26 protein-coding genes and 4 pseudogenes are annotated in these 24,976 nt (G+C 67.2%); 19 read left to right on the top strand and 11 right to left on the bottom strand.

Features of this window, described 5'->3' with window-relative positions; all coding sequences use genetic code 11:
- Window positions 1–95: 95 nt before the first annotated feature.
- Complete coding sequence (locus OG611_RS39520; protein ID WP_266425328.1) at window positions 96–491, top strand: hypothetical protein; 396 nt, start codon at window positions 96–98, stop codon at window positions 489–491.
- On the top strand, window positions 428–625 hold the full coding sequence (locus tag OG611_RS39515) for a LysR family transcriptional regulator (protein WP_266426287.1): 198 nt from the start codon (window positions 428–430) through the stop codon (window positions 623–625). Before OG611_RS39520 ends, OG611_RS39515 begins: the two co-directional genes overlap by 64 nt.
- A 102-nt stretch (window positions 626–727) precedes the next feature.
- Here OG611_RS39515 and OG611_RS39510 read toward each other — a convergent pair whose 3' ends face one another.
- Window positions 728–1,201, bottom strand: a complete 474-nt coding sequence (locus OG611_RS39510; RefSeq protein ID WP_266425325.1) for a MarR family winged helix-turn-helix transcriptional regulator — start codon at window positions 1,199–1,201, stop codon at window positions 728–730.
- 82 nt (window positions 1,202–1,283) lie between these two features.
- Between OG611_RS39510 and OG611_RS39505 the strand changes: the two genes are divergently transcribed.
- Window positions 1,284–2,222, top strand: a complete 939-nt coding sequence (locus tag OG611_RS39505) for a zinc-binding dehydrogenase (protein ID WP_266425322.1) — start codon at window positions 1,284–1,286, stop codon at window positions 2,220–2,222.
- Window positions 2,223–2,474: 252 nt separating this feature from the next.
- On the opposite strand, the gene OG611_RS39500 is transcribed toward OG611_RS39505, so the two are convergent.
- Together OG611_RS39500 and OG611_RS39495 are read right to left on the bottom strand one after the other, a co-directional pair.
- The gene (locus tag OG611_RS39500; protein ID WP_266425319.1) at window positions 2,475–2,774 is read right to left on the bottom strand and encodes a hypothetical protein; all 300 of its coding nucleotides are present in this window, start codon (window positions 2,772–2,774) and stop codon (window positions 2,475–2,477) included.
- A 206-nt stretch (window positions 2,775–2,980) separates the two neighbouring features.
- Window positions 2,981–3,991: an RNA-binding protein gene (locus OG611_RS39495; protein ID WP_266425316.1), complete on the bottom strand. Its 1,011-nt coding sequence runs from the start codon at window positions 3,989–3,991 to the stop codon at window positions 2,981–2,983.
- Between the two features lie 355 nt (window positions 3,992–4,346).
- On the opposite strand from OG611_RS39495, the gene OG611_RS39490 reads away from it, so the two are divergent.
- Together OG611_RS39490 and OG611_RS39485 are read left to right on the top strand one after the other, a co-directional pair.
- Window positions 4,347–4,979, top strand: a complete 633-nt coding sequence (locus OG611_RS39490; RefSeq protein ID WP_266425313.1) for a DUF2461 family protein — start codon at window positions 4,347–4,349, stop codon at window positions 4,977–4,979.
- 1,481 nt (window positions 4,980–6,460) lie between these two features.
- Window positions 6,461–7,453: a DUF6083 domain-containing protein gene (locus OG611_RS39485; RefSeq protein ID WP_323180245.1), complete on the top strand. Its 993-nt coding sequence runs from the start codon at window positions 6,461–6,463 to the stop codon at window positions 7,451–7,453.
- A 7-nt stretch (window positions 7,454–7,460) separates the two neighbouring features.
- On the opposite strand, the pseudogene OG611_RS39480 reads toward OG611_RS39485, so the two are convergent.
- Window positions 7,461–7,844 (bottom strand): annotated as a pseudogene (locus tag OG611_RS39480) (transposase); the annotation flags it as partial.
- A 115-nt stretch (window positions 7,845–7,959) separates the two neighbouring features.
- On the opposite strand from OG611_RS39480, the gene OG611_RS39475 reads away from it, so the two are divergent.
- Complete coding sequence (locus OG611_RS39475) at window positions 7,960–9,675, top strand: IS1182 family transposase (RefSeq protein WP_266425309.1); 1,716 nt, start codon at window positions 7,960–7,962, stop codon at window positions 9,673–9,675.
- 23 nt (window positions 9,676–9,698) lie between these two features.
- Here the strand turns inward: OG611_RS39475 and OG611_RS39470 are convergent.
- A pseudogene (locus tag OG611_RS39470) lies at window positions 9,699–10,433 on the bottom strand (helix-turn-helix domain-containing protein); the annotation flags it as partial.
- A gap of 128 nt (window positions 10,434–10,561) precedes the next feature.
- Between OG611_RS39470 and OG611_RS39465 the strand changes: the two are divergent.
- Window positions 10,562–10,906 carry a hypothetical protein gene (locus OG611_RS39465; protein ID WP_266425303.1) on the top strand — a complete coding sequence of 115 codons (345 nt, stop codon included), beginning with the start codon at window positions 10,562–10,564 and terminating at the stop codon, window positions 10,904–10,906.
- Between the two features lie 185 nt (window positions 10,907–11,091).
- On the opposite strand, the gene OG611_RS39460 is transcribed toward OG611_RS39465, so the two are convergent.
- Entirely contained in the window at window positions 11,092–11,364 is a 273-nt protein-coding gene (locus OG611_RS39460) for a DUF6225 family protein (protein ID WP_266425032.1), read from the bottom strand.
- 226 nt (window positions 11,365–11,590) lie between these two features.
- On the opposite strand from OG611_RS39460, the gene OG611_RS39455 reads away from it, so the two are divergent.
- From OG611_RS39455 to OG611_RS39440, 4 genes are all read left to right on the top strand, one after another.
- Window positions 11,591–12,265, top strand: coding sequence for a DUF4232 domain-containing protein (locus OG611_RS39455; RefSeq protein ID WP_266425034.1), 675 nt, complete (start codon window positions 11,591–11,593; stop codon window positions 12,263–12,265).
- Between the two features lie 273 nt (window positions 12,266–12,538).
- Complete coding sequence (locus tag OG611_RS39450; protein ID WP_266425297.1) at window positions 12,539–12,769, top strand: hypothetical protein; 231 nt, start codon at window positions 12,539–12,541, stop codon at window positions 12,767–12,769.
- Between the two features lie 2 nt (window positions 12,770–12,771).
- Entirely contained in the window at window positions 12,772–13,104 is a 333-nt protein-coding gene (locus tag OG611_RS39445; protein WP_266425294.1) for a DUF6233 domain-containing protein, read from the top strand.
- Between the two features lie 51 nt (window positions 13,105–13,155).
- Window positions 13,156–13,497 carry a MazG nucleotide pyrophosphohydrolase domain-containing protein gene (locus OG611_RS39440; RefSeq protein ID WP_266425292.1) on the top strand — a complete coding sequence of 114 codons (342 nt, stop codon included), beginning with the start codon at window positions 13,156–13,158 and terminating at the stop codon, window positions 13,495–13,497.
- Window positions 13,498–14,020: 523 nt separating this feature from the next.
- Here OG611_RS39440 and OG611_RS39435 read toward each other — a convergent pair.
- A complete protein-coding gene (locus OG611_RS39435; protein WP_266425288.1) occupies window positions 14,021–14,713 on the bottom strand; it encodes a TetR/AcrR family transcriptional regulator in 693 nt (230 codons plus the stop codon).
- Between the two features lie 53 nt (window positions 14,714–14,766).
- On the opposite strand from OG611_RS39435, the pseudogene OG611_RS39430 reads away from it, so the two are divergent.
- Window positions 14,767–15,882 (top strand): annotated as a pseudogene (locus tag OG611_RS39430) (FAD-dependent oxidoreductase); the annotation flags it as partial.
- Between the two features lie 294 nt (window positions 15,883–16,176).
- On the opposite strand, the gene OG611_RS39425 reads toward OG611_RS39430, so the two are convergent.
- On the bottom strand, window positions 16,177–17,979 hold the full coding sequence (locus tag OG611_RS39425; protein ID WP_266425285.1) for a transposase: 1,803 nt from the start codon (window positions 17,977–17,979) through the stop codon (window positions 16,177–16,179).
- 197 nt (window positions 17,980–18,176) lie between these two features.
- Here OG611_RS39425 and OG611_RS41000 point away from each other — a divergent pair.
- Together OG611_RS41000 and OG611_RS39420 are read left to right on the top strand one after the other, a co-directional pair.
- A pseudogene (locus tag OG611_RS41000) lies at window positions 18,177–18,425 on the top strand (ATP-dependent DNA ligase); the annotation flags it as partial.
- A 9-nt stretch (window positions 18,426–18,434) separates the two neighbouring features.
- Window positions 18,435–18,725, top strand: coding sequence for a hypothetical protein (locus OG611_RS39420; protein WP_266425282.1), 291 nt, complete (start codon window positions 18,435–18,437; stop codon window positions 18,723–18,725).
- Between the two features lies 1 nt (window position 18,726).
- On the opposite strand, the gene OG611_RS39415 is transcribed toward OG611_RS39420, so the two are convergent.
- Window positions 18,727–18,969, bottom strand: a complete 243-nt coding sequence (locus OG611_RS39415) for a hypothetical protein (RefSeq protein WP_266425280.1) — start codon at window positions 18,967–18,969, stop codon at window positions 18,727–18,729.
- 61 nt (window positions 18,970–19,030) lie between these two features.
- Window positions 19,031–19,198, bottom strand: coding sequence for a hypothetical protein (locus OG611_RS39410; RefSeq protein WP_266425278.1), 168 nt, complete (start codon window positions 19,196–19,198; stop codon window positions 19,031–19,033).
- Window positions 19,199–19,525: 327 nt separating this feature from the next.
- Here OG611_RS39410 and OG611_RS39405 point away from each other — a divergent pair, with 327 nt between their 5' ends.
- The 3 genes from OG611_RS39405 to OG611_RS39395 all read left to right on the top strand — a co-directional run bounded on the left by OG611_RS39405 (window position 19,526) and on the right by OG611_RS39395 (window position 22,124).
- The gene (locus OG611_RS39405; protein WP_266425275.1) at window positions 19,526–20,008 is read left to right on the top strand and encodes a hypothetical protein; all 483 of its coding nucleotides are present in this window, start codon (window positions 19,526–19,528) and stop codon (window positions 20,006–20,008) included.
- 58 nt (window positions 20,009–20,066) lie between these two features.
- Window positions 20,067–20,900 (top strand): transposase family protein, encoded by an 834-nt coding sequence (locus tag OG611_RS39400; RefSeq protein WP_266425272.1) that lies wholly within the window; start codon window positions 20,067–20,069, stop codon window positions 20,898–20,900.
- Between the two features lie 561 nt (window positions 20,901–21,461).
- The gene (locus tag OG611_RS39395; RefSeq protein WP_266431470.1) at window positions 21,462–22,124 is read left to right on the top strand and encodes a transposase; all 663 of its coding nucleotides are present in this window, start codon (window positions 21,462–21,464) and stop codon (window positions 22,122–22,124) included.
- Here the strand turns inward: OG611_RS39395 and OG611_RS39390 are convergent.
- Window positions 22,034–23,041, bottom strand: coding sequence for an IS30 family transposase (locus OG611_RS39390; RefSeq protein WP_266425269.1), 1,008 nt, complete (start codon window positions 23,039–23,041; stop codon window positions 22,034–22,036). The genes OG611_RS39395 and OG611_RS39390 overlap by 91 nt on opposite strands.
- Window positions 23,042–23,054: 13 nt before the next feature.
- On the opposite strand from OG611_RS39390, the gene OG611_RS39385 reads away from it, so the two are divergent.
- Both OG611_RS39385 and OG611_RS39380 read left to right on the top strand, forming a co-directional pair.
- Entirely contained in the window at window positions 23,055–23,306 is a 252-nt protein-coding gene (locus OG611_RS39385; protein ID WP_266425266.1) for a hypothetical protein, read from the top strand.
- Window positions 23,307–23,367: 61 nt separating this feature from the next.
- The gene (locus OG611_RS39380) at window positions 23,368–24,945 is read left to right on the top strand and encodes an ISL3 family transposase (protein WP_266425263.1); all 1,578 of its coding nucleotides are present in this window, start codon (window positions 23,368–23,370) and stop codon (window positions 24,943–24,945) included.
- Window positions 24,946–24,976: the final 31 nt, after the last annotated feature.

The raw sequence follows: 24,976 nt of genomic DNA, 5'->3' as shown, positions 1-24,976 counted from the left end.
ACGGGATGTCTCACCCAAGGCTGACAGAGAGGGCTCTACCTCGACGAACACCAGTCCCTCCAGCAGATCGCCACCTCACAGGCTTCTCCCGCAGAGTGCTGACTGACCTCGCCAAGGAGTACGGCATCCCGCTCCGCGAGGGTCCACAGGACTACAAGCGCCGCGGCGCCATCGACCGCGACTGGCTCATCGAGCAGTACGCCGTTCACCGCCGGACCCTGCCCGACCTCGCCCAGGAGAAGGGAATGAGCCCCGCGAACATGGCCCGCTGGGCACACACCCACAAGATCCCTCTCCGCCCCGCGGAGGAGCAAGCCACGACGCCGCCCTCCGCGCCGGCGAGCAAGCCACCGGCATCCCTGCCGTCCTACGTGACGCTCTCACGAGCCCATCCGGCCGACAGCGACTCGAACGCTTCGTCGCCGCCCTGCCCTACCCCACCGTCACTGAAGCCGCCCGAGCCCTTGGCATTCACCAGTCGACGCTGGTGACCCAGATCAACCGCCTGGAGAGAGACCTGGGCCGGCCCCTGATCGAGCGCGCCGAACGCGGCCGCAGGATGAGACCTACCCGGTTCGGCAGGAGCGTTGCCGCAGCGGTGCGAAAGTCCGGCTCCGGAACGTGACCATGGAAGGCGTCGGCCGAGGATTTGGACACGATGCTGAGGCTTCCTGACCTGAGGGTGGGACGGCTGCCTCGCTGTCTTCCCGGCATGCGTGACGAGCTGCTATTCGCCACCTGGGCCGGTTTCAGCGCAGGGCTCTTCCTGCTGGACTATGCGCGCGAGGAGACCCATGAGCTGGGTCCGCTCGGCAGGCGTCAAGACAGCGGTCAGCTCATCGTTCGCCTCACGGCCCAGTTTCTCCGTCTGAAGCAGGCGACGTTTCCCGCTCGGCGAGAGGGTGATGGCGTTCTTGCGACGGTCCTTGGCGTCCGGCGCTCGGGTCACGAGGCCATCGTTCTGGAGGTCGTTGAGGATCGCGACCATGTCCTTGGGATCGATGCTCAGGCTGCGGCCCAGCTCGGCCTGCGATACGGGTCCCAGTTCGGCGACTGCCGATAGGACGGCATGGTGCATCATCCGCATGCCCACCTGAGCGAGGGCTTCGGCGACGAGCCGGTGTCCCCGAGCTGCGGCGCGACCCAGGAGCCAGCTGGGGAGGGAGCGGATACGGGCGGGAGCGCGGGTGGTGTCGGACATGGGGCCAGACTAACCAGAAAATCATTGGGGTTCCCTATGATCCTTCGGTATCGTTGGGTCTCCCAATGACCTGGAGGTGTGCATGCGGCGGGTTCGTTTTTATGAGTACGGCGGTCCGGAAGTGCTCCGCGTCGAAGATGCGGAGGCCCCTAAGCCCGGCCCGGGGGAACTGTTGGTCCGCACGGAAGCCATCGGTGTGACTCTTCCCTCCGTGCGCAAGGTTCGCGGCGAAGGCGGCAGGACGCCGCTACCGGGAGTCCTTGGAGGCGAGGTCGCCGGAACGGTGATCGCACTCGGCCCGGACGTGACGGATTTCGAGGTCGGCGACCGCATCACGTCGCTCACTTTCAGCGGCGGCTCGTATTCCGAACAGGCAATCGCCCCCGGCTTCATGGCGAGCCGCATACCGGACGGAGCGAGCGCCATCCAAGCCGTCGCGCTGGTGCGCAGCGGACACGTCGCCCTCGCCGCCCTCGCCGCGGCCCGCCCTCTCGTGAGCGAGTCGGTCCTGATCACGGGTGCCGCGAGCGGAGTGGGGCATCTCGCGGTCCAACTGGCCAAGCTTCAGGGCATCGGACGGGTCGTCGCGGCCGTGAGCTCGCACACCAAGGCGGAATTCCTCCGCGGTCTGGGCGCTGACGAGATCGTGACCTACGACAGCGAGCACTGGGGGGAGCCAGTCGATGTCGTCCTGGATGGAGTCGGTGGAGATCTACTCTCACGCGCCGTCTCCGCCCTTGCACCCGGCGGGCGACTCGTCTTCTTCAACTCGGGCGGCGGCACCGTTCCGGCCTTCGACCTCCTGGCAGGATCGAAAACCATCACCGGGCTCACCATGGCGAGGTTTGTCGACACTCAGCGCGAGCTCTATGACCAGCATGGTGAGGAGCTGTGGAAGCTGACCCTGTCCGGGCAGTTGCAGCCGGCCGTTCACGCCCAAATTCCGCTGGCTGATGCGGCACGAGCGCACGAGATCATCGAAGCCCGTGCCAACCTCGGCAAGGTCGTCCTGCTGCCCTGACGGTGAAGCTGACCCGCGTCGGGAAACGCGTGGCCGCTGCGGCCAGGAAAATCCCCGCAGAGGAAATGACGCGGTGGTGAGACAGAACTCATTGGCCAAGCAATGAGACAACCAGAGAAGCCGCAGGTCACGGCGTCGAGCGGTGCCCCGGGCCGCGAGATCCTACAGGTTGTAGGGTCTCAAATTTCGCAGCACAATCTCAGCTCCGATGGCACATCGGTGGCACTCTGTCGCATTCAAGCTGGCCGATTCTTACTCGATCTCATTCGGGTTGGCGGATTCTTGCCGACCGGGCTCTGAGCGACGGACCCGCGCGACGCCCTCGTCCAGGTCAACGCCAAGTGGCGTCCCCTCTCCGATCCGGACGTTCTTGCGGAACCTCTCCTGCTCCATCGCCTGCTTCACCGCCTGCGCGGCTGGAGAGAACCCCTCTACCAGCGCAGAAGTACGCCCCTTCGTCTTGCGGTAATAGATCCACCCACGGTGCTCTGCCCACAGCAAAGCGCGATCCACCAAAATCAGGCAGACACCGGCGGCGACGCCGACTGTCACCACAATCACAGTGCTTCTCATACCGCTGAAACGCAGCAACCCCCTACCGCGTTCCACGCTCCAGCAGTACGGCGAACGCAACTTCCGTGAAAGCCACGTCGTTTGAGAATGCCGAGGGCCATCGCTCTCAAGCGACGTGGCAACCCGGTAGGTCAGCAGCTCGCCGTCTGTCAGGTGCACTGCGACAGGACAGCCGGTCGAAGCGCTCACCCTTGGGCCTGACGAAGTGCCCAGTCGCGGTCGCTCGGCGTCGGCTCGGTTCGCCAACGAGCCCGTAGGACTCCGTCGTTGTCGGGCATGACAGCAGTGCACAGAGGCACAGATTCACCCGCGTATACAGACAGGAGCACGGCGGCATGGGCACGGGATATCCGGGCGGCCAGTTCGGGGAACTCGTCCTCGTCTGCGATGGCGCTGCGGATGTTGCCGTCGTCGTCCTGCCACACGACTTCGACGAGGCCATCAGCGGGCAGGGCTCTCAGGACGGCGTCGATGTCGGTGGACAGGGACGGCCAGACGGCGAGACGGGCCCGGGGAGCCAGTCCAACGCGAACGGGGTCGATGGTGTCGCTGGTGAGGTGGTGCCATCGTGAGGCACCTTCGAGATATGTCTCTTCCAGGATTCCTGCACGGCCGGTGACGACTGCCCAATGCAGGTCGGCCCAGAAGTCGTCATCGCCGGGCCGCTGGATGACCTGCTCTTCCTCTTCGGCCCCGAAGGCATACGGGGAGGCGTCCAGGCGTTCTGGGAACAGTCCGAGCTCCCGGGTATGGGCCAACGCTTCCTCGCAAGGCCGGCTGCTGCTGATGTAGAGGTACTGGTCCCATCCCACGTGGACTGCGAACGTGCCTTCCACCTCCAGCCGGCACCAGGCGCCGCTATCACGCAACATGGCTCGCACCAGTTCCAGACCGATTCCGAGCGGTACTTCTGCCCCGTCGTGAAAACCGGTAGGGCCGCCAGGGAAGAGCCCGTTCAACCCAAAGCCGTCCACCGGAGGCTCCACGCCGAAGTGCGCGATGGACGGGATCTGTGGTTCACGTACTGCCAGGTGATCGACGCCGGTGTCCTCAGCAAACGCCGCGACCGCCTGAAGATACGACGCCTCGACCTCGCCGTGATCGCTGACGGTGTCCTGACTGCCGGTGTAATACCCGTGTTCGTCACGGTCGGCGGGGTCGTACTTGGTGACGCGGTAGACGTAGGGGAGCTGCACCGCCCCATCATCCAGCACGCTCGTGTCGCCCCGCGAGGAAATGCCATGGGAGGTGAGACAGAGGCATAGGGCAACGTCCTGAGACAGATCAGGAACCTGCTGGTCAGCGCAATGCTCTATGACACGAGCCGCGAGATCCTACAGGTTCTGTGGGATCTCAAGTCGACTGCACAATCTCACCGCCCGCTTCATACCGACTGCACTCGCCATGTTCCTCGACGAAGTCGCCCACCGCGCACGGCACATCGAACTGGCCGGCGAGCCCCGCCGCAACACCTCCCACCTTGTCAGGGGTTACGCATCCCTGCCCGTCTCACTCTCCGCGCGCGGATCATGGGTGAGCTATCCTGCGCGCATGCGCGGACAGTTCACCGGCTGGCCGGAGCAGGCCATGGACGTGTTGTGGCAGCTCCAGGGCGAACCGACCCACGCGACCCGCGAGCGCTACCGCGCGGACCGCGAACGCCTGGTCCGGCAGCCGATGATCGCCCTGCTCAACGAGGTCGCGGACACCGACCCCCGGTACGAGGACTTCTCCGTCTGGCACTACCGCACCGACTCCTGGTGGTGGCAGCACCAGGGCGCGGTGATCCGACTCGGCCGCAAGATCGAGATCGGTCTCCGGTTCTCCCTGGACGGCCTGCGGATCCAAGGCGCCTGGTGGTACCCCGATCCCGGCCAGGTGGACATGTTCCGCAAAGCCGTGGCCTCCGAGAGGAGCGGCCGCGAACTGTCCGCCATCCTCGAGGACGTACGGAAGAAGGGCTACGACATCTCCGGGGACGTGATGAAACGCCCCCCGTATGGCTATCCGACGGACCACCCCCGTACGAACCTGCTGCGCCATCGTTCGCTGATCGCAGCCCGCCCGCTCGGCTGCGAGGAGTGGCTGCACACCCCCGAGGCGGTCGACCGGATCCTCTCGGCCGCCGCCGACCTCGATGCCCTGCTGATGTGGCTGGTCTGCCACGTGAAGCGCGCCGCCTGACATCACGAGGGCACCGCGCGGCACGGGAGGAACGACATTCGAGTGGCGCCCCTTGGCGGACCCTTCACTCTAGAACTCCACACGGTCGCCAGGGCGATGGATCGTCATCGGGCAGTCGGCGGCTGCAGCAACGTCATGCTGATGGCGGCGCCGACCGTGCTGAGGGGAAGGCCCGGCAAGACCGGCTACGGAGTCGCGGGCAGAGCCATTTTCAAGGAGCCCCAACGCTGACCAGCAGGGATGGAACCCGGAAGTCTGTCGCTCAGCACGTGCCTGCTCGCGGACGACACCTCTGGCTGCGACCGCGCCCCAGGTCGATACACGCGCCCAGGAGTAGGCCCGGAGGTGGCCGAGGGGCTGGCCGCGGCACGGGCAGGCAGGCTCCTGGCCTGCCCGTCGATCCCGAGCCGACAAGCGGCCGGGGTTGGTTGTCAGTGGTTCCCACCCCAGAAGGAGCCGGACACGTCCGTGAACGCTGGAGTGGTCGCTGCACCTGGAACGAGAACCTCCACGCCACCGCGTCGTTACCCCTGTGCCGCCAGTGACACGGTCGTCCCGTCAATCCATCGTCAAGGAGACAACAGGTGACACCCGAGGAGTATCTCGCCTTAGCCGAGCAGCACGCCGCAGCCGGCCGATTTGCCGCGGCTTCGGCGTATGCCGGCCTCGCGAGAGCAGGGGTGACCATCAGGATGGCCGCCGAGCAGGGGACGCCGATCTATCCAGGCGATCACCAGCCTCTGCCTGCCGACTGGTGCGGAAAGTGCTACAGCCCCGGAAGGCGCAGGATTGACCGGAAAGACTGTCCGCGATGCAGCCCACTCGAGCTTCGTGCCCGCCCCTGCCGATACTGCGGCGTCTACCTCGAAGAGCGAAAGGATGCCTACAACACGGACGAGACGTGGGCGTGGCGTGACGCGCGAGGCTCTCTGAACTGTCCGAAGGCACCTGATCCGGCAGCGCCCACCCCGGGCCCCGTCCAAGCAGAGCACGACGTCAACCCGGATCATGTGTGGAACCGCTTCTTTGAGGAATGGAAGGACAACCTCACTCACACCGAGCCGACTTCCGCTGAAGAGCTGCTGACGGCCAGCGCGCTGACGCCGTTCGTGCCCCGGACCCGCCTCGGGGAAAGGCCGCACACTGAGCACTTGGACACCTGGCTCGCGGCGCGGGCAGGCACACCCCACGGACCACTGCTGCTGGTTGAGGAACCTTCGCCCAGCAGCCCCTCTGTACGGACCTGGCGCCTGACCAGCCTTGGACCGGCGGCCCCGTAATGCCTGCCGGACATCTTCCTAGCTGACGGCCTCCCCTGCCTGGAGCACGCTCGACCGCCGGCCTCACGACGGGAGGAACGAGCTCCCTGGGGGACCGGGGCACTGACCTCCGAGTGCCGCGCTGGCAGGCCCTCACCTGCCGTGTCCTGCGTCAGAGGAACGTCGTTCTGTAACTGACGCAGCACAACAGGCCAGCCGGGAATGGGCCCCATGCCGATGCACCTACACCGTTCCAACCGGACGAAAGTCCTTCGGAGGGCTGCCGCATCCCTGTGCAAGTACTGCGGCACCCCTGTCGAGTGGTTCGAACGGCATGACGGGTTGCGAATTCCTTTGACCTGCGAGTTTCCCACCCGCCGTATTCCGGCGAAGATGCGCTGGCACATTCACCGCGGAGTGGCCTATCCAGGCACCGATGCCTCCAGCGGTTACTGCCGGATCCCTCACCCCGCAGTCTGCCCAGCAGCCGACCACCCCGATCTCCCTTCTGACCTGCAGGACGTCGTCCGCCGTCTTGCGGTACGGATGCGCACCGCCATCGAGAGCGGCGAGTTCGTCCCGTTCGTCGAGACCGTCACAGAGGAGGAAGTCGAAAGCCCCGGCCCCGAACAGGTCCAGCACATCCGCCACGTGATCGACTGTCACGGCTCGCTTCGGATCGGACCCTGCGCCATCGAGGACCTGCAGTGCATCGCCCACGACGCCCTCACTGAGCAGCGCTGCGAGAACGGAATCTGCGACCTGAGTGAAGGACGCTGGGAACTGACCGGCATCGACCAGGAACAGGCCACCGGCAGGCTGGGGCAGCAGGTTCTCGAGCTCACCGGCGGAAACATCTGGGTCTGGCACCTCGCCGACTTCAACGTCGTACGCCGCTGGTGGGCCCAGCGCTGCCACGATCACTTCAACACGGACGACCCCGATCATGTCGCCAACGAATTCGTACCCTTCCACCCCCTGCGTCACGACGCCCACGTACTGACCGAGCGGCCTACCGGCTACGACCTGCAGAGCAACGGTGAGAAGCGCGTCTTCATCCACGACGGGCCGGAGCAACGCACAAAATGCGCAAGCCCGTCCTGCTCGAACGCAACAGTCCTCTCCCCTCAAGAAGGGTGGCTGTGCTGGCAGTGCGAGGAGCTTCAGCGTCGCCGCCAACGCATCCACCAACGCCGGAGCCGAGTCCGTGACTAGTGCCGCATCAGGCAACGTTTGCCCTGTCGACGACGGCTTGTAGGCGCTGGTCGTCGGCATGGCGGTTTCGCCAGATGATGTAGCGGCGGATCATGCTGCCCTGTTCCTTGTGGTCGGCGTGGTCCGTTCCGTCCAGGGTGAAGTAGCGCAGGGCCGTGAACTGGGCCTCGATACAGTTGAGCCAGGAGCTGTTGGTCGGTGTGTAGGCGATCTCGACGTTGTTCGCGGCAGCCCAGATGCCGACCCGTTGACACCTTTTCGTGGTCAGGTGCGGGGAGAAGTTGTCGGCCACGATCGCGATCCTGACGTCGGCCGGGTAGAGGCTGCGCAGGTAGCGGCAGAACTCCAGGAACTGAGTCCGCCGCTTGACCGGTTTGATGTGGCCGTAGAGTGTCTTTGGATAGATCCAGGACTCTGCTGCGCAATTCCGTGCGGGGGTGAAGGTGGGCACGGGATGATCGTCTGTACGGTCGTTGTCCTGTCGTGCGGCCGTGGGGGTGGTGTGGATGTCGATGCGGCCGGAGGGGCTGCCGGAAGTCCCGGAGCAGACCGTGATGGTGGCGCGGGCGGCGTTCCCGCAGGGGAGCCTGGCGATACGGGTGCGAGACCGGCTCGCGGAGGTTTTCGCGGACGAGCCGTTCGCGTCGGCGTTCGGGGTGCGTGGGGCTCCGGGTTTGTCTCCGGGGGTGTTGTGCCTGGTCACGGTGTTGCAGTTCGCCGAGGATCTGACCGATCGGCAGGCCGCGGCGATGGCGGTGCGGGCGATCGACTGGAAGTACGCGCTCGGGGCGGAGCTGACGGACACCGGCTTCGATGCCAGTGTGCTGAGCCGGTTCCGTTCCCGCCTGTCCGACAACGGCATGGAACGGGTGGTCTTCGACCGTCTCCTTGAGTACTGCGTGGAGGAGGGGCTGGTCGCGGCCGGGGGCAGGCAGCGGACCGATTCCACCCATGTGATCAGTGCGGTGCGGGACTTGAACCGCCTCGAGCTGGCCGGGGAGAGTGTGCGGGCGGCGCTGGAGGCCCTGGCTGTCGCGGCGCCGTCGTGGCTGGCCGGGCAGGTCGATGTCGCCGAGTTCGCTCACCGGTACGGGCCGCGGGTGGACGGCTGGCGCATGCCCGCCTCGCAGACGAAACGCGACCGGCTCGCGCAGGTCTTCGGCCAGGACGCGCTGGCGTTGTGCCGGGCGGCCTGGTCACCCGGCACACCCCCATGGATCCGTGAGATCGAGTCCGTACAGATCCTGCGGCAGATCCTCGTCCAGACGTACTACCTGAGCACCGACACCAGGGGACGGGAGGTGATCAAGAAGCGGGCCGCCGACGACGAGGGTGTCCCGCCCGGTCATCGCCGCCTCGCCTCCCCCTACGACGCGGACGCACGCTGGGCGGCCAAGGGCGAGGGCCTGTTCTGGATGGGCTACAAGGTCCATCTCACCGAGACCTGCGACACTCCCACCGAAGCCGAAGCCGAAGCCGAAGCCGGTGTCCGGGCGGCACCGAATCTGATCACGGACGTGTGCACCACCGATGCCACCGTGCCCGATGTGAAAGCGACCGCCCCGGTCCAACAGCGCCTGGCCGAGCACGGCATCAGGCCCGCCGAGCACTACCTCGACTCCGGCTATCCATCCGCCGACCTCATCGCCGCCGCGCTGAAACAGGGCACCCGTATGGTCACCCCGGTTCTGCTGGATCATTCCGCCCAGGCCAAGGCCCACGCCGGCTTCGACAAGAGCGCCTTCATCATCGACTGGAGGGCCCGCCAGGTCCGCTGCCCCGCCGGCAAGACCAGCGCGCACTGGAACCCCGTGAAACAGCACGGAACGGACGCGATCGTCATCACCTTCGGCGTCCGCACCTGCCGCCCCTGCCCCTTCCGCGACCAATGCACCAGCTCCGCGAAAGGCCGCCGCATGCTCACCCTGCGCCCCAGAGAGCCAGAAGAAGCCCTCACCCAGGCCCGCGCCGAGCAGAAGACCGAGACGTGGAAGGCCAAGTACGCCCTGCGAGCGGGTGTGGAAGGCACTATCAATCAAGCCCTCGACATCACCGGCATACGCCGGGCCCGCTACCGCGGGCTACCGAAAGTCCGCCTCCAACACGCCTTCTCCGCCACCGCACTCAACGTGATCAGACTCGACGCCCACTGGACCGGACACGACCAGCATCACACCCGCAGCAGCCGGCTCGAACGCCTCGCCTACCGACTCACAGCCTGACCCAGGAATTGCGCAGCAGAGTCATCCAGAGCGGCGAACAGGTGTCGCACCCCGCCGTAACGGTTGCAGGTCGCTCGCCGCCGTCGGCGCGGTTCGCGATCTGGGTCCTTGTGCCTGCCGCCGCGCTCGGCCCACTGCCGGCCCGGGTGGGGCATCAGGTTGAGCGGCCCGAACTCATCCATACAGAAGATGACTTCGGGCTCGCCGTTCTCGGGTATGACCTCGCCGTCGGCGATCGCGTACAGGTGCTCAACCCGCGCTTTCTTGGCCGCGTAGTCCGGATCACGGGAGGTCTTCCAGGTCTTCAGGCGTTGAAAGGAGACGCCTTCCTCGCGGAGCAGGATGCGCAGACCCTCGTGGCTGATGTCGTCGACCACCCCCTCGGCGACCAGGAAGTCCGCCAGCTTGGACAGGCTCCAGGTCGAGAACGGCAGGTCGTGCTCGGCCGGCTTGGACTTCGCGATCTTCTTGATCTCACGGCGCTCCGGCAGCGTGAACGTCTTGGGCCGGCCACCGGAGTACTTCGGATACAGAGAGTCGAAGCCGTCGGCGTTGAAGTTGTGGATCACGTCCCGGACCCGGTCGTCGCTGGTGAACGACACCTCGGCGATCTTCGCCACCGGCATGCCCTGCGCGGATAGCAGCACCATCTGGGCCCGCCGCCAGGTCACCACAGACCCGGTGCCTCTGCGGATAATCCGCAGCAGCCGCCGCCCCTCATCGTCATCGATCTCTCGGACACGCACTCGTTCTGCCACCCGGACAGAATGACGGCCACGCGCCGTCCACCACAGCACCCGGACGGCGCGTCACATCACAACAGGGCAAACGTTGCCTGATCCGGCACTAGGCCGTCGACGGATCATGGCGTCGTAGGCTCCAGGACATGCACAGCACCCTGACGGAGCACGCGTGGTGTCTCTACGGAGACGAGTACGGGCCCACGCCGGAGTGCGACCAGGAACACCGGGAGCACTACTTCGTTGAGGAGCTGACCTTCGCGGACGCGAATGCGATCCTCGCGATGCTGCGTGAGCTCAGTCCGCACGTGGTCGACGGCCAGTTGCCGGTCTGGGTCCGGAATCTGGCCTTTCGGCTGGTGTTGTTGCAACGGCCGGACGAGCCGGTGCTGATGCGCGAGGCTGCCGAGAACCTGTGGCTTCACGGACCGGACTGGGACGGCATCGCGGCAAACCTAAAAAGGCGGGCCGATGCCCTGGAGGCTGGCTGATCACGGCTTGAGCCAGAGACGATCGAGGCCACGGTGACAACAGTCGCGCGCTTCACGCGGTGAAGGCGGGGGAGCCGTTCACGGTCCTGTCGCTGGAACCTGAGCTGTACGCGGGTACCCGGCAATACTCCGCTGAACCCCACCTGACCCCCTACCCGGGGCGAGGCGCCGCGGTAGGTCCCGGTTCAGTCCAGACGGTCGTATGCGCCCGGTTCCCAGTCGGCGAACAGCGTCAGTTCCTGTGCTGTCTCGGTACGTTCCGGCGCTGTGGAGGTGGGCGGCCACCAGTTCTCCACCTGATGAGCGTCCACGAGGACGAAGTCCCGGTATCCGTCGAAGTCGCCGGGGTCGTCTGCCACGCCGATGTGGACGGGCGCGTCATCGGGCAGGTCCTTGAGTGCGTCGCGAAGCTGCGAGGCATTCCAGACCTGCGGGGTGTGCTCGAAGACGTCGGTCATGGGCACAGAGTGCCGGACCGGACCGCGTTGCCGGTGGAGACACGGCTACGACCGGGGCCAGAGGTCGAACTCGGGCCAGGCGGGTGACCGTACGGTGACGCCTTGGCGGACCGTGAGGTCGATACGCCTGTGACGGAACGAAGACGTCGTGGAGGGCCGCCTGTGACTCGGTGCGGGATACAAATATTTCCGACCGCATGCACCGCGTTATTCCTGGGGGAACACCGTGAAGTACACCCGCGTCACTGCTCTTGCCGCCGTCGGCGTCGCCGCCGCCCTCTCGCTCACCGCCTGTGGCAGCGACGGCTCCGGGAAGGACTCGTCCTCCAAGGGCTCCTCGTCCTCGTCCTCGTCTTCTTCGTCTTCGGACGGTGGCTCGAAGTTGCAGGGCGGCCCGGGCTCCGGCGGCTCGGAGGCCGGCAACGCGAAGTCGGGCTCCGGTGAGGACACCGAGGCGAAGGCAGCCGCGAACGGCACGATGAAGACCGGCGGCAAGGTCACGTTCTGCAAGACGCAGGACCTGGCCATCGACGCCATGGACGCCGCGCCCGACGAGGACTCCGGCAGGATCGACATCACCATGATCAACCGGGGTTCGACCACCTGCTCGGCGACGGGCTTCGCCGGCGTCGACATCAAGGACGCCGACAACACCTCGAACCCCATCGAGCGCGGCCACGCCCAGCCGCGTATCACCACCCTGAAGCCCGGTGACGCCGCTGTCTTCGACCTCGCCTACGACATCGACAACACCGGCGACAGCCTCGCGTCCCCGACCAACATCCTGGTGACGCCCCCGAACGAGACCCACACCGTGAACCTGAAGTGGCCCGCGGGCGCGGGGGACATCAAGGGCGCCTACACCGACGTTCAGGTCTACCCCACACACACGACCAAGTAGGCGGTGGGTTCGCGACCTGCGCCCGGAGGAGATGTGACCCGCGCGACGGGGTGCGGGTCTGGGGCGAGGGTGGCTCGCTCCAGACCTGATCGTGCCCGTTTTGTAGGGTTTCGGCGCGCCACTCGCATCCGAAATTCGAACAGACGCACCCTTGCGGCGTGCCGAAATCCTTCCCCTTCCCGCAGGACCTCCTCGACGCCCAGGCCGCCCTCGACGAGACCCGTGCCGCGTCCGAGGAGTACGCCAAGACCCTGCCGTGGTCGGGCTGAGCCGATGCCCGGCTGGGAGAGCGACAAGCAGCTCCACAGCAACTACATCTCCGCGAAGCCGGACAGCCCGGGGTACACCGAGGACCAGGCCGCGGAAGTCACCCGCTTCCGCGCCCGGCTCCGGGAGCTCAGCATCGCTGTGTCCACACATCCCTTCTGGGATTCCGTCGAAGCCGGCGACCGTGTTGCGGCACGTATGGCGCTCAAGCACGCACACGAGCCGGCCGAGGCGTAGCCGTGTCCGGCGGCATATCCGACCTGGACAAGAACCAAGCCCTGGCCGACTGGCTGGAGTGGCAGCTGCGTCAGGTCCGGGGCCGGATCCGGGAACTGGAGATCGCGGAGCAGCAGGAGCGGCGGCGTTGGGAGCAGGCGCACGCCGCGATGCGGTGGAAGATCCAGCCGCAGCGGTCGTCGTCGGTGGCTCTGGTGCACCGCGGGGACTGTGCGCTGTATCCGGTCGAGGGTGGATTCCTCGACCGAGAGGAGGCGATGATCGCGCTGGCCGAGCCGGACATCGAGCCGTGCCAGATCTGCAGGCCCGAGACGGGGCTGGAGCAGTGTGGCTGAACGCCCGGCTTGAGAGCATGTGGGTCCGACGTGGACCGGCGGGAGGCGCGGATGAGCCTTGACGCGCTGCAGCAGCAGGCGATGCGAGTACATGATCTGTACGACCGGCTGAACCGGCGTGAACGGGGCCGGGTCTGGACACGGGAAGAGTTCATGCTCGGCTTCGTGGGCGATGTCGGTGACCTGGCCAAGCTGGTCATGGCCGAAGAGGGAGCTCGGGACATGCCGGGCGGGCGAGTGGCGCTGGAGCATGAGCTCGCGGACTGTCTGTGGTCGGTGCTCATTCTGGCTCGCCGCTTTGACGTCGATCTGGAGACCGCCTTTCGCCGCACGATGACTGAGCTTGAGACCGCGATCAACATTCGGCTCGCCGGTGATGAGGAACCATCGTGAGTGCGAGGACCTACTTCGGTCACAAGCAGGCGTAGGCCGTACGGACCGCCCGACGCGCTTCTCGGGCGCCGGGCTCGCAGGATCGGTTCCGTGGAGTTCCCGACCAAGGTGGCACTGGCCCAGGCCGTCCCGGTCCTGCCCCAGGGGCCGGGCTGGTGGTACGAGCCGAAGCTGGACGGTTCTCCAGACACTTGAAGTTGTCTCATCCGAGTGGCATCGCGGCATCTCCCAGCACACTTCCGACCGGCATCGGAAGACTGACCGTTGCCAGAGTGGTGACGCATTTCTGCGGGGTCACGTGCAGCTGTTCTTCACCGACCAACGGAAGGTCGGCCAGGTCGCTGGATTGAGTCAGGCAGAGCTGTCAGCTCTGTTCGCCCGGCGTCTGGTGCCTCCGGGTACGCCGATCCTGCTGGATGAGGCGATGCGCCCGGTCGAGCCGGTTTCGTCGATCGTGGGCACGCAGTGCGAGAATGACCACCGGCATCATGCCCACGACTGGCGCTCGGGCAAGAGCAAAGCGTCACGCCGGCGGCGTGGTGAGTTTGACGGCCACGGCGTCGAGGACCCAGTCCAGGCCGGTCGCGAAGGATGCCTCGGCGTCCACGTCCGTGCCGTCGTACACGGCCCTGGCCAGCGCCGGGAAGCGGCCGGTGGCCAGCATTCTCGTCAGATGCGGGCCGGAGGCCCGCTGCCAGTCGAGCTTGGACAGGCCCGTGGCGCGCTCGGCCCGCAGGTTCGCGATCTCGCGCCTGGTCGCGCCGATGAAGTAGGCGCTGACAGTCTCCACGGCGCGCATGACGGTGTCGATGTCCGCGAGGCCGTCGAAGGCGGCCAGCGTGGCCTCGGTCACGGCAAGGCGGTTCGGACCCAGGGCCGGGCGACCGCCGAGAAGGTCGGCCAGCCATTCGTGGCGGAGGGCGGCCTGCCTGGTGCGCTGGGCGAGGACGTGCAACGCCTCCCGCCAGTCACCGGGCTGCTCCTCGGCGCGGATCTCGGCGTGGACCTCGTCCACCATGAGGTCGAACAGCTCCTCCTTGGTGGAGATGTATCTGTACAGGCGCATGGGGCCGGCGTCCAGGCGGGCGGCGATCTTACGCAAGGACACCGCCTCTAGCCCGCCCTCGTCGGCCAGCGCGATGGCTGCGGCGACGATCCGCTCCCGGTCGAGCGGCACGGGTTGAGTCGGCGGCTCCGGCCGGTCCCACACAGTCATGGTGACATTGTACCGTTGCGATACATCGTAATGAACTAATACAGTGTATCGGCATGACGCATCGCATCGCAGTGGTCGGGAGCGGTCCTGCCGGCCTTACCTTCGCCCGTGTCCTGCACCGCCATGGCTACCCCGTCGCCGTCCTCGAACGCGATCCCGCCCTCGACGCCCGCCCCCCGGGCGGCACGCTCGACCTGCACGAAGGGCTGGGCCAGCTCGCACTGGACAAGGCCGGTCTGCTGGCGGAGTTCCAGGCACTGTCCCGTCCCGAGGGGCAGGCCATGCGCATCCTGGACACGGACGGAACTGTCCTGCGCGACTGGCGACCCCGTCCAGATGAACAGGCCAACCCCGAGATCGACCGCGGGCAACTCCGTGACCTGCTGCTCGGCCCTCTCGACGTCCAGTGGGGTCGGGGCGTGACGCAGGTGGTGCCGGGGACCCGGGACGGCGTACTGGTCCACTTCGCGGACGGGCGGCAGGAGACGTTCGACCTCGTGATCGGCGCGGACGGCGCCTGGTCCCGGATCCGCCCGGCGGTCTCGTCGGCGACACCGCACTACACCGGCGTCACCTATGTCGAGGCCTCCCTCGACGACGTAGACACCCGCCACCCCGACCTCGCCCGGCTGATCGGCGACGGTTCCGTGGCTGTGTACGGCGTGAACCGAGCTCTCGTCGCCCAGCGCAACAGCGGCGGCCACGCCAAGGTGTACGCCCAGTTCCGCGCGCCGCTGGACTGGCACACGAACCTGGACCTGGCCGATGTCGAGGCCGTGCGATCGAGCCTGCTGGCTCTGTTCGACGGCTGGGCCGCTCCCGTCCTCAACCTCCTCCGCCACGGCAACGCCTTCGTCCACCGCCCCCTCTACGTCCTGCCCGTGTCCCATACCTGGACCCACGTCTTCGGAGTGACGCTACTGGGCGACGCCGCCCACCTGATGCCCCCACTGGGGGCCGGCGCGAACCTCGCGATGCTGGAAGGCGCCGAACTCGCCGAGTCCATCGCCACCGGCCCTGAAGATCTGGACGAGGTCGTCCGCGCCTTCGAGGAACAGATGTGGGCACGGGCCAGCAGGTGGGCGAAGATCACGACGGCCGGTCTGGAACGCCTTGTGAGCCCGGATCCCTCCGAAGCCCTCGCCTTCTTCGACCAAGTCCAGCCATCCCGACTGCACAGCGCGAGGGCACCAGCACCAACAGCTCGCCATGGCTTCACGGGACAGTACGACACCGCCGCAGTCCCTTCCGGCAAGACCACCGCTGGACTGTCTCATGAGACACCTCAAAGTCTGGAGAACGGCGGCCACGGGATGGTGCTGCGTCGTACCGGCGAGACCGTTGTGCTGTACGCCCGGTCCGGCAGGGGCGTCACCCAGCACTGGATGGACTTGGCCGTCGCCAGCATGGTGCTCAGGCCAGACACGGTTTTGGACGGGGAGGCGACTCTGCTGCGTAATTCGTCAGGCGGAGAGTTGGTAGCTGAGTCGTTCGAGCCTGCTGTGGCGGGCGCGGTCGAGTGGCCCGGTGGTCCAATGGGCGTCGAGCCGGATCACGTTGAGCGCGGTGGCGGAGAAGGCGTGTTGGAGGCGGACTTTCGGTAGGCCGCGGTAGCGGGCCCGGCGGATGCCGGTGATGTCGAGGGCCTGGTTGATGGTGCCCTCGACGCCGGCCCGGAGGGCGTACTTGTTCTTCCAGGTGTCGGTCTTCTGCTCGGCGCGGGCCCTGGCGAGGTTGTCGTGGAGTTCTTCGGGCCTGAGGGTGAGCATGCGACGGCCGGTCTTCGAGGTGGTGCACTGCTTCTGGAAGGGGCAGTCGCGGCAGGTCAGGACGCTGAAGGTGACCACGATGGCGTCTGTGCCGTGTTGCTGGACGGGGTTCCAGTGGGAGCTGATCCTCCCGGCGGGGCAGCGGACCTGGCGGGTCTTCCAGTTGATGGTGAAGGCGTTCTTGTCGAAGCCTTCGGCCGCCTTGGCCTGCGCGGAGTGGTCCAGAAGGACCGGAGTGACCATGCGGATACCGTCCTGCGTGGCCTTGGTGATCAGGTCGGCCGACGGGTAGCCGGAGTCGAGGTAGTGCTCGGCCGGTTTCACGCCGTGCTCCGCGAGGCTCTGCTGGATGGGAGCGGTCGCCTTCACGTCGGGCACGGTCGCGTCGGTGGTGTGCACGTCGGTGATCAGATTCGGCATCCTCCCGGCCCCGGACCCGGACCCGGCGTCGGCGTCGGCGTCGGCGTCGGCGTCGGCGTCGGCGTCGGCGTCGGCGTCGGCGTCGGCGTCGGCGTCGGCGTCGGCGTCGGCGTTGGCGTTGGCGTTGGGGAGTGTGCCGCACGTTTCGGTGAGGTGGATCTTGTAGCCCATCCAGAACAGGTCATCGCCCTTGGCCGCCCAGCGTGCGTCCGCGTCGTAGGGGGAGGCCAGGCGGAGTTGACCGGGCGGGACGCCGTCGTCGGCGTCCCGCTTCCTGATCACCTGCCGTCCCCGGGCATCGGACCGGATGATGTAGGTCTGCACCAGGACCTGCCGCAGCAGATGCACCGCCTCGACCTCATGGATCCACACCGGGGCGTCCTCGGCCCAGGCCGCCCGGCACAGGGCGAGGGCGTCCTGGCCGAAGACCTGGGCGAGGCGGTCGCGTTTGGCCTGTGAGGACGGCATCCGCCAGCCGTCGGTCCTCGGTCCGTACCGCTCGGCGAACTCCGGCACGTCGATCTGTCCGGCCAGCCAGATCGGCGCCGCGACCGCCAGAGCCTCCAGCGCCGCCCGCACGCTCTCCCCGGCCAGCTCCAGCCGGTTCAAGTCCCGCACCGCACTGATCACATGGGTGGAATCGGTGCGCTGCTTGCCCCCGGCCACCACCAGCCCGGCGTCCTTGCAGTGCTCAAGGAGCCGGTCGAAGACCACCCGCTCCATGCCGTTGTCCGCGAGCCGGGCCCGGAACCTGGACAACACGCTGGCATCGAAGCCGGTGTCCGTCAGCTCCGCCCCAAGCGCGTACTTCCAGTCGATGGCCCGCACCGCCATCGCCACAGCCTGTCGATCAGTGAGGTCCTCGGCGAACTGCAACACCGTCACCAGCGACAACACCCCCGGCGACAGCCCCGGAGCCCCACGCACCCCGAATGCCCCCGCGAACGGCTCGGCGACGAAGACTTCCGCAAGGCGGTCCCGCACCCGTATCGCCAGGCTTCCCTTCGGGAACGCCGCCCGCGCCACCGCCACGGTCTGTTCCGGGATCTCCGGCAGCCCCACCGGCCGCATCGACATCCGTACCGCCTCCACGGCCGCACGACAGAGAAGCGACCTCAAGAACGATCATCACGGACCCGACCTCACCCCCGCAGCGAATTGCGCAGCAGAGTTGGAGGCGGTGATCTGGCGGGACGGCCGGCTCGACTTCGCAGCCGCGCAGTCACGGGCCGCGTCATCCGTGACCCGGGCCCGCGCCCTGGTACCCGGCCTCTTACATCTGCTGGGACGTCCTGCAGCACCCTGACCCGGCGATCGGTGACTGTCGAAGTCGCCCGTACACCGAGCGCCGCGCCTTCCTCCTGGAGCTCCTCGCCGATGCCGAACCACCGATCCAGGCAGTTCCGGCAACCGACGACCGGGACGTCGCCGCGCTCTGGTACGACGCCCTGCGCGAGCAGGGCATCGAAGGAATCGTCTGCAAGCGGGGCGGAGCAAGCTACCCGTCGGGACGGCGCAGGGGGTGGGTCAAGGTGCGGCACGCGGACACGGTCGACGCACTGGTGGTCGGGTTCACGGGGCCCCGGCTCCGGCCGCACCACCTGGCGCTCGCGGTGGGGGACGAGGGCGGTCCGGTCCGGTTGTCGGCGCGGCTGGCGCCCGTTCTCGCGGCACGTATCGGGTTGGCCCTGACCAGTTCGACTGTGGTGGGAGACCGCCGGACGCAGGGGGAGACGTACACGCGGGTGGAGACGGACCTGGTCGTCGAGGTGCTGGCCGGGGCAGGCCGGTATGGGACGCTGATCGTGACCCGGATGCGGTGAGTTACGGCACGTCGCCCTGCCAGTCCCACCTGTCCGGTGTGCCAGGCCTGGGCTCGTACTCGGCTCGGCCGCCCGGACCACAGGCGCCGATCTCCGTGATCAGCATGGTCCCGGTTGCTCGTTCCTCAGCTGCCCAGCCGGTGGCGTCAAGGAGCAGCCCGTCCAGTGGGCCGCCGACCAGTTCCACGTATTCGTGTCCGGGCTGCGGGCCGGGGTCGGGGTCGTTGTGGTCGGCGCCATACACCGGCGCCGCATCAGCCCGTCCATGCGGGCAGGATCGCACCGACCACTGACATTGGTTCGGGCTACGGGGCAACCTCGTACTTCACGGTGTTTGTGCAGCCCTTGGCGAGCTTCTCCAGCGCGGCCCGCTCCTTGTCGTCCGCGGTCAGCTTCCAGCGGAGCTTCGTTGCGGTCCAGTCGGCCAGGTGCACGACACCCCGGCCGGGCCCGCCGCCGGCCTTCGCCAGCACCCAGCCCGACGGCCGTCATTGTTGTGACGCCCAGGTACCGGTTGTGGCCGCTGGCCGTTCGGCTCCGGCGACCAAGTCGGTGAGCGGCAGGCCAAGTACCGGCCTGATGCCTCCCGCGCCCCTGATCGCCGACCTCATTGAGCATTGTTCATCTTGAAGTTGCAGGTCACGGGGCTGGCGTGGGTCGAGGCTGGGGTGCTCGTGCCGGTCGGGGGCGTGATCGGTAGCAGGTGATCATCCGGCGCATTGCCGGTTCGCCGGAATCGCGATGCCGGGTCCAGAGGGCTTCGTAAGCTCCGAGGAAGCACGGGCGGGAAGGGGCTATTGATGGCGGATGTTCTGGTCTGGGTGATGCAGCGGAGGGTGGTGGTGCTGGCCGATCGCGCCGAGCGGCTGCGCAAGGAGCTCGCCGGGATCGATGCCGAGGTGGCCCGGCTGGAGGCTTCCGAGGTGGTGATCGGGCAGTTCATCGAGGCCGAGCGGAGCGGGCAGGCTGACGACCGGGCCGTGGCTGAGGAGTTGGAACGGGTAACGACGGCACCGGGTGCGGGCGGGATGCTGCTGGTCCCGCACCGCGAGCCGGGCGTGGACGAGAGCGCGCTGCCCGCCGACTACCAGGCGATCATGAAGATGGTGACCGCGGCTTCGGAGCCGGTCCCGGCCAAGGACGTCAGCGTCCAACTCGGCAGGGGCACCCAGCCCGGGCAGGTCGAGCCGGTCCGCGACAAGCTCAGGCGCCTGGCGGACCGGGGCTGGCTGCACCGCACCCCAGCCGGCCGCTTCACTGCCCTGCCGCAGCCGCCGGTCTGACCGGTCGCGGCTGGATTTCGGCGTAACGTGCAGGCCCCCGACGGGAGTTGGGGTGTCCATGCGAAGGAAAAACCGCCCCGTCGAGGGCACTGAAGGGCTTGTCTACCAGTGCCGCCTGCCGCTGTCGAGCGCCACTTTGGACCTGGTCTCCGGCCTGGTCCGCGGTCACCTGAAGAAGATCCGCTCGCGCTGGCGCAAGCTCCCGCCCGGCCGGATCGCCCTGATCGTCCTGGCGGGCCTCCGCCACGACCAGCGGCTTTCCGACATCGCGGGCGGCAACGACGTCTCCGCCTCCACCGTGCGCCGCTGGCTGCTGGAAGTGCTCGGCCTGCTCGCCGCGCGGGCCCCGCGCCTGGACCGCGCCCTGAAGAAAATCGCCCGGAAGGGTGGCGTCGTTGTGTTGCTCGACGGCACCCTCGTCCGTACTCGCCGACGCACCGGGGACGCCAACCGGCCGAACTACTCGGGCAAACACAAGGCCCACGGCCTGCTGTTCCTCGCCCTGACCGACGAGCGCGGCAACCTGGTGTGGATCTCGGCGGCGAAGCCGGGGCGCTGCTCGGAGATCACCACTGCCCGCCACAACAAGATCACCGCCCACCTGCGGGAGGCCGGCCTGGGGGTGCTCGCCGACCTCGGCTTCGTTGGCCTGGACGACAATCCCGACGACCCGGTGATCGTCACCGGCCGCAAAGCGACCCGCGGCCATCCCCTGACTGCCGCCCAGAAGGAGGCGAACCGGCTGGTCAGCCGCGAACGAGCGGCGAACGAGCACGGCTTCGCCGATCTGAAGAACTGGCGGATCCTCACCAAGGTCCGCATGAACGCCCGCCACGCGACCATGCTTCTGCGGGCTCTCCTCGTGCTGACAAACGCCGAGGTCCAGCGTTGACGGACGATCACCTGCTACCGATCACGCCCCCGACCAGCGCGAGCACCCCAGCCTCGACCCACGCCAGCCCGGTGACCTGCAACTTCAAGATGAACAATGCTCAATGACGGGCAGCCCGGCAGCGTGGCGGAGTTCCTGATCTGCTGCGGGATGACGTGAAGTGCTTCGGGTGTAGCTCGTTCTGAGGGAAGGGCCGAGCTGGGCTCTGCCACACACGATGCGCGGAGCCGACAGTGATCCTCTCGCGTGGGACACCCGGGGTAAATATCCATCCAGGTGCGAACCACGCCCCAGTCGGGGCGGTGGGAGTCGGCCCACATCCCGTACGTCCCACCGTGACCGATGTCCGAGCGCCTCAATGCCGGCTGGCCGCAAAACGGATTAACTGGCCAAGTGCCGCAACACATGACGTAGTGGCCCTGTACGCGACAGAGGGTTCTGGCACAACTTCTGTGATGACGGCCGGCCGATCGCTGCATCGGCTCGGTAAGTGAGCGGAAACAGCAGGTCAGCGGGACTGTAAAACGTTCGGTGTAACTCCCGATCATGGAAGATGCATCGATGACCAGCAATAACGTGACCGAGGCCGAGTCCGTCGAGCCGTCTGAGACGGTGCCGGCGAAGTCTGTGGACGACCGGCTGATCGATGAATTGGTGGGACGGGCTCAGGCCGAGGGCCTTCAGCTGACCGGCGAGGGCGGGCTGCTCCAGCAGCTGACCAAGCGGCTCCTGGAGTCCGCTCTCGAGGGCGAGATCACCGACCACCTCGGCTATGACAAGCATGATCCGGCCGGGAAGAACGGCGGTAACTCACGCAACGGCACCCGGGCCAAGACCGTGCTGACCGATGTCGGCCCGGTCGAGATAGTCGTGCCGCGCGACCGGGAAGGCAGTTTTGAGCCGCGGATTGTCAAGAAGCGGCAGAAGCGTCTGTCCGGCGTGGACGAGATGGTCATCTCGCTCGCGGCGAAGGGCCTGACGACCGGCGAGGTCCAGGCCCACCTCGCGGAGGTCTATGGCGCCGACGTGTCCCGCCAGACGATCTCCACGATCACCGACAAGGTCCTCGATGGCATGGCCGAGTGGCAGAACCGGCCCCTCGACCCTGGGCGGTTTCTAGCGGTGATTGCGAATCACGGAAACTGTGATGCTATGCCCCAGTCTTGCATGACCTCGGACGGACTACGGTCTCCCAGGACCATTCGGGGGCGGTCGTTGAGCTGACGGGCCACGGCCGTCAGGTTGCGCAGGGAGTGGACCGTAAGGTCGGTGCCCTTGGGGAAGTACTGCCGCAGCAGACCGTTGATGTTCTCGTTGGTGCCGCGCTGCCAGGGAGAATGAGGATCGCAGAAATAGATCCGAAAGCCGGAGAGGGCCTCTATCTCTTCATGGAGGACGAGCTCGCGCCCCTGGTCCCAGGTCAGGGTCCGCCGCAACGCTGGCGGCAGATCGGCGGTCTGCGAGACCAGGGCGTCGCGCATCGGCTGGGCCTTCCAGCCGTGCGGCAGGTGGATCAGGCGAACGAAGCGGGTCGTGCGGTCGACGAGGGTTCCTATAGCGGACCGCTGAGCGCGTCCGATGATGAGGTCTCCCTCCCAATCGCCGGGCGTTTCACGATCGTTGACCGTGGTGGGTCGGTCATGGACGAGCGTCATGTTTTTAATCTTGTTGGGTGAGACGACGCCACGGCGTTGCCGCTTGCGGCGGGTGCGTCCGGTGCGCAGTCGGCCCTCACCCTTGCCCAGAAGGCCAGCGAACAGGCCACGGTAGATCGTCTCCGGACAGGCCCGCATGCGAGGGTTGTCCGGGTGCTCGCGTGCGAGGTGTCGAGCAATCTGCTGCGGGGACCACTTCTCGTCGAGCTTCTCGCGCACTGCCGCGCGCAGCGGTCCGTGGTCGCGGAGTTTCTCTTCTTTGGGGCGTTGGCGACGCAAGAGCGCCTGGTTGTGTGCCCACCAGGGTTCGTACTCCCCGTTCTCCTTCCGGCCGCGTCCAATCTCCCGGTAGACCGTCGAAACGCTCTTGCCGATCTCGGCGGCGATGACGACCGGGCTCCGCCCGGCGCGCAGGCCGTCGGCAATGGCGATCCGGTCGTCCTGGGTCAGGAAGCGTGGCGAGATGGGAGGGTCAGGAATGATCATGCTTCCAGCATCGATGAACCAGTTGGACCCGCAGCTCACCGATACGCCCACTTGGCGGGCGGCCGCTGCCCCCTTCAGGCCCTTGCGCCGCAGCTCGAAGTACCGCCGTCTGGCCGACGACGGCATGCGATTGGCTCCTCCACGAGGCATGCGAACCATCTCCCCTCGCACGTTCGCAACCACCGATGGAATTCAAGCTGTCTATCCCGTGGTCTTCATCGACGCCATCCACGTGAAGATCCGGGTTCTGTCGACGATCTTGTGATCCGGACGGCTGAGCACGTTGCTCCGCCTGTTCGCGATCATGCATCGCGTGCTCTCGTGATGTGCTCCTCGAGCTGTTTCCGTACCTGTCCGCGTTGCTGATCGAGGAGGTCGAGCGGCGGCCGGACCAGGTAGTGCTGAGAGCGCGGGTGCGGGCGACGACTGGCTCCTGTCGGTGCGGTCAGAGCTCGGCCCGGGTGCACGGTCGGTACGTACGCAGGCTGCGTGATGTCGCCGTGGGCGGGCTCGGTGTCGTGATCGAGTTGTGCGTGCGCCGCTTCCGCTGCGAGAACCCTGCCTGCACGGCGGTGACGTTCGCCGAACAGATCTCAGGACTGACCACCCCGCACAGTCGGCATACCCCGCTGCTGCGCGAGGTGTTGACGCAGATCGGGCTGGCCCTGGCCGGCCGGGCAGGAGCCCGACTGGCGTCCGCGGTCGGACTCACCGTAGGAAAGGACACGCTGTTGCGGCTGGTCAGGGCTCTGCCCGAGCCGGAGATCGGCAAGGTGGAGATCCTCGGCGTCGACGACTTCGCCTTCCGCAAGGGCCGCCACTACGGCACGGTATTGATCGACATGGCCACCCACCGGCCGCTGCACCTCTACGACGGCCGCGAAGGCGAGGACCTGGCTGCCTGGCTCCGCGATCACCCAGAGGTGAAGGTCATTTGCCGGGACCGTTCCAGCGGTTACGCGGAGGGCGCTCGGGTCGGGGCACCGCAGGCCGAACAGGTCGCGGATCGCTACCACCTGTGGGCCAACCTCGGCCAGGCGGTCGAGAAGACGGTCAACGCCCATCGCTTCCGCCTGGCCGAACCGCCTCCCGGCTCGGCCTCCGGCCCCGACCACGCGGAGGTGGAGCCCGAAGTGGTCCAGCCACCGAAAGACCTGAAGATCGTGATCCGGCTGCGTGAGCAGCATGCTGCCGCCCATGAGCTGTGGCAGCAGGGGATGTCGAAGGCGGCGATCGGCCGGAAGCTCGGGCTGCACCAGGCCACGGTCCGTAAACTGGTCAACGCCCGCTCCGCCGATGATGTCGTGGCCAAGAACCTCCAACGAGCGCATGTTGTCGACCCGTACGTCGGCTACTTGCACCGGCGCTGGAATGAGGGCGTCAGGAACGCCGCCCAGCTCTACCGCGAAATCCAGCAAATCGGCTATCCCGGCGGCGAGTTGGCTGTTCAGCGGCATCTGCGGCGCTACCGGACCGGGCGCGGACACGCACCCGACCCGGGACCGAAGCCTCCATCGGTCCGCGAGGTCACCTCCTGGATGATGACCCACCCCGAGCACCTGCGGGACGAGGACGCCGGCAAGCTGCACCGGCTGTGTGAGCGCGATCCCGAACTCGACCGGCTCACTCTTTACATCAGGAGGTTCGCCGCAATGATGACCGGTCGTCACGGCGACCGCCTCGAAGAGTGGATCACCGACGTCGAACGGGACAGTCTGGCTCCGCTTGCGGGCTTCGCCCGCAACCTCCGCCGCGACTTCGACGCGGTCCGCAACGGGCTGTCCCTGCCGCACAGTTCCGGTGCCGTCGAGGGCAACATCAACCGGCTGAAGATGCTGAAACGCCAGATGTTCGGCAGGGCCAGCCTCGATCTCCTTCGCAAACGCGTCCTGCTCACACGGTGAGCCTCGACCGTCCGGATCACAAGATCGTCGA

Origin of the sequence: Streptomyces sp. NBC_01363 (assembly GCF_026340595.1) — a bacterium.
Classification (GTDB): domain Bacteria; phylum Actinomycetota; class Actinomycetes; order Streptomycetales; family Streptomycetaceae; genus Streptomyces.
This window is presented reverse-complemented; position numbering and strand designations above follow the sequence as displayed.